Annotated in this window: 3 protein-coding genes and 3 tRNA genes; 2 read left to right on the top strand and 4 right to left on the bottom strand. The window is 52.2% G+C overall.

Going from position 1 to position 3,650, the window contains the following annotated elements; translation table 11 throughout:
* A tRNA-Val gene (locus AC1MDE_RS25720) sits at positions 1–76 on the bottom strand.
* Between the two features lie 46 nt (positions 77–122).
* Positions 123–198, bottom strand: a tRNA-Val gene (locus tag AC1MDE_RS25715).
* Positions 199–471: 273 nt separating this feature from the next.
* On the opposite strand from AC1MDE_RS25715, the gene gltX reads away from it, so the two are divergent.
* Entirely contained in the window at positions 472–1,893 is a 1,422-nt protein-coding gene (gene gltX, locus AC1MDE_RS25710; RefSeq protein WP_058959062.1) for a glutamate--tRNA ligase, read from the top strand.
* An 83-nt stretch (positions 1,894–1,976) separates the two neighbouring features.
* On the opposite strand, the gene AC1MDE_RS25705 is transcribed toward gltX, so the two are convergent.
* Together AC1MDE_RS25705 and AC1MDE_RS25700 are read right to left on the bottom strand one after the other, a co-directional pair.
* Positions 1,977–2,330, bottom strand: coding sequence for a YfeC-like transcriptional regulator (locus AC1MDE_RS25705; RefSeq protein WP_034825897.1), 354 nt, complete (start codon positions 2,328–2,330; stop codon positions 1,977–1,979).
* 114 nt (positions 2,331–2,444) lie between these two features.
* Positions 2,445–3,230 (bottom strand): formate/nitrite transporter family protein, encoded by a 786-nt coding sequence (locus tag AC1MDE_RS25700; protein WP_058959061.1) that lies wholly within the window; start codon positions 3,228–3,230, stop codon positions 2,445–2,447.
* A 344-nt stretch (positions 3,231–3,574) separates the two neighbouring features.
* Between AC1MDE_RS25700 and AC1MDE_RS25695 the strand changes: the two genes are divergently transcribed.
* A tRNA-Ala gene (locus tag AC1MDE_RS25695) sits at positions 3,575–3,650 on the top strand.

Below are 3,650 nucleotides of genomic sequence, written 5' to 3'. Positions count from 1 at the left end.
TGGTGGGCGATGACGGGCTCGAACCGCCGACCCCCTCCGTGTAAAGGAGATGCTCTACCAACTGAGCTAATCGCCCATATCTTACTCTTCAAACTCTTGTACACTGCGAGCCACTTTTAGAGTGGTGGGTGATGACGGGCTCGAACCGCCGACCCCCTCCGTGTAAAGGAGATGCTCTACCAACTGAGCTAATCACCCCCGCTGTGTGGAGTCGCATTATAGGGATCCAGCGAAGTGAGTCAACGCTTTTTAAAACATAAATGTGCGTTCGCTTTAAATTTAGGCAGCATGCCGCGCTTTTAGCCAATGTGCTGGTTTTATTAGCAGAAAAACGCACTTCAATCTGTGATGCCGCCGCGAGAGTCATTGAGGAAAGCGTCCCACCTGCTAGAATATGCGCACTGTTTTTTCGCGTTAACCCGTTTTTTTGTCATCCAGATAAAGAAACCTGCGCATCTAAGGCAATGCTGAATGAAAATCAAAACTCGCTTCGCACCCAGCCCAACGGGCTACCTGCATGTGGGCGGTGCCCGTACTGCTCTTTATTCCTGGCTTTATGCTCGCCATAACAAGGGCGAATTCGTTCTGCGTATCGAAGATACCGATCTGGAACGTTCAACGCCGGAAGCCATTGAAGCCATCATGGATGGCATGAACTGGCTAAACCTGCAGTGGGATGAAGGCCCGTACTATCAGACGAAGCGCTTTGATCGTTACAACGCGGTCATCGATGAGATGGTAGCAGCAGGTACCGCTTATAAATGCTATTGCTCTAAAGAGCGTTTAGAAGCGCTGCGTGAAGAGCAGATGGCGAAAGGCGAGAAGCCACGCTATGACGGCCGCTGCCGTGACAGCCATGAACATCATGCGGCGGATGAGCCTTGCGTGGTGCGTTTCCGTAATCCGCAAGAAGGTTCGGTCATTTTTGACGACCAGATCCGTGGTCCAATTGAGTTCAGCAATCAGGAGCTGGATGATCTGATCATCCGCCGCACCGATGGTTCACCAACCTACAACTTCTGTGTGGTGGTGGATGACTGGGATATGGGCATCACTCACGTGATCCGTGGTGAAGACCACATCAACAACACGCCACGCCAGATCAACATCCTTAAAGCGATTGGTGCAGAGGTGCCAACCTACGCGCACGTCTCAATGATACTGGGTGATGACAGTAAGAAGCTGTCGAAACGCCATGGCGCAGTCGGTGTGATGCAGTACCGTGATGACGGCTATCTGCCGGAAGCGCTGCTCAACTATCTGGTGCGTTTGGGCTGGTCACATGGCGACCAGGAAATTTTCAGCGTTGCTGAGATGGCCGAGCTGTTTACTCTGGATGCCGTGAGTAAGTCTGCCAGTGCGTTTAACACCGAAAAACTGCAGTGGCTGAACCATCACTACATTAATACGCTGCCGCCAGAATACGTGGCAACGCAGCTGCAGTGGCACATCGAGCAACAGAATATCGATACCCGCACCGGTCCGGAACTGGCGAAGCTGGTGACGCTGCTGGGTGAGCGTTGCAAAACGCTGGTCGAGATCGCGGCTTCCTGCCGTTACTTCTATGAAGAGTTTGAAGCCTTTGATGCTGACGCGGCGAAGAAACATCTGCGTCCTGTTGCACGCCAGCCACTGGAAGTGGTGCGTGATAAACTGGCTGCGCTGAGCGACAGCGAGTGGAATGCCGAGAATGTGCACAACGCGATTCAGGGTGCTGCTGATGCGCTGGAATTGGGTATGGGCAAAGTGGGCATGCCACTGCGCGTGGCGGTCACCGGTGCAGGCCAGTCTCCGGCACTGGATGTGACGGTTGAAGCGATTGGTCGCAGCCGCAGCGTGGCCCGTATCGAAAAAGCGCTGGCCTTCATTGCTGAGCGTGAAGCCCAGGCTTAATTGAGGTAGCGGCAGCCTGTAACGTTGCCGCTTCACTTATCGCGGGCATTAAAAAAGCCGGGAGCATGAGCGCCCGGCTTTTTTTAATCTTCTTTAATCCCTAACCGTTCCAGCACACCACTTATCCCCTCGCGCAGCAACAATGCAGCCAGTTGATCTTGCTCAGCGGTCGTCATTTGCTGGACAGAATTAATTAATAACGCAGGTAACGTATTTTGTTGAGCACCGTAATTGGCCGCCGGCTCGGTCGCGTGGCGGGTAGACTGAACAAAGCTTTTTACACGCTCATCAATATGAATCAATCGCGCCTTACCACCCTGTACACCGGGCTTGGGCGTGGTTGTCCAGTTTTCGCGTTTGATCCATTTATTCACCGTTTGCCGACTGTAGCCCGTTTCCAGCGCGAGCTCCTCGGGGGTGAGCCATTCCTTTTTCACGATGCTGTCCCTGTTAAATACATTAGCTGTACATATTACAACAAAACGTAACGGGGAAAAGTAATCAGGCAGGAAAATGCCTCTTGTCTGATGACAAAAGGCATAAATCGGATATTAAGCTTCGCTGGTTTCAGCTTGTGCAGGACGGAAAGCAAGGAAATAGGTGAGACCAACAAATATTGCACCGCCCACGCCGTTGCCAAGGAAGACGGCAATGACGTTTGGCGCAAAGTCTGCCCAGCTCATTTGTCCGGCAAAAATCGCGGCGGGCACAATAAACATGTTCGCCACCACGTGCTGGAAGCCAATGGCCACGAAGGCCATCACCGGGAACCACATGCCAAAGATTTTGCCGACCATATCTTTACTGGCGAAGGCTAACCACACCGCCAGACACACCAGCCAGTTGCATCCAATGCCGGAAATGAAGGCGTGCAGGAAATCCGCATTCACTTTGGCATGCGCAATTGCCACCGTCTTTTTCAGATAATCGCCTTCGGTCATACCGAGCATATGACCAAAGAACCAGGCGACCGCGATGCTGCCAATAAAGTTGGCAATGGTGACCCAGAACCAGTTGCGCAGCACGCTCACACCACTGATGCGGCGAGCGAACCACGCGATCGGTAAGGTCATCATGTTGCCGGTCAACAGTTCGCCACCGGCCAGAACGGTTAGAATCAGGCCAACCGGGAACACCGCCGCGCCGAGGAAGCCGCCAAAGGAGCCCCATTCAGCAGGCAGTTGGTTGATAACATGCAGATCCAACAGAAAACCAGTGGCAATAAAAGCACCGGCCATAAAACCAAGGATCAATAAGGTGGAAACAGGCAAACGGCTTTTAGCCACGCCCGCTTGAATCGCCAGTTGGGCGATCTCTTTTGGTGTATGCAGCGACATATTTCACTTTTCTTTTATTGAACAAGGGGAAAATGCTGGCCGATCAACGAGTGATATACCCTGGAAGGTTGACCGGTTAATTAGCGCGCTAAGTTTTACACTTACCCGTAACGAACACAAGATTATTCCTAACATCTTTAACCCTGATTTAACCTCGGTTGCAGGGTGTTAAATGCGAAAATACGTTAACGGAATGCACAGTTGCGTTGAAAAAAAAGCCATTACGGTAGGGCGTTGCCGCCTTTTTCAGCGATTGAACACAGAACGAGAATTTGGCGTTGACACTCAGGGAGCGGTTTCATATGATGCCGTCCGTCGAGTTAAATCGGCTGTTTTTCGGTGCTGGGGGTATAGCTCAGCTGGGAGAGCGCTTGCATGGCATGCAAGAGGTCAGCGGTTCGATCCCGCTTATCTCCACCA

It is taken from the genome of Pantoea folii, from assembly GCF_056678875.1.
The sequence above is the reverse complement of the archived record's forward strand: the minus strand, read 5'-3'. Positions and strand labels throughout refer to the sequence as shown.

Bases quoted from the DNA above. Each gene is read 5' to 3' on its own strand.
- gltX (WP_058959062.1), top strand. From the start codon at position 472: ATGAAAATCAAAACTCGCTTCGCACCCAGCCCAACGGGCTACCTGCAT.
- AC1MDE_RS25700 (WP_058959061.1), bottom strand. From the start codon at position 3,230: ATGTCGCTGCATACACCAAAAGAGATCGCCCAACTGGCGATTCAAGCG.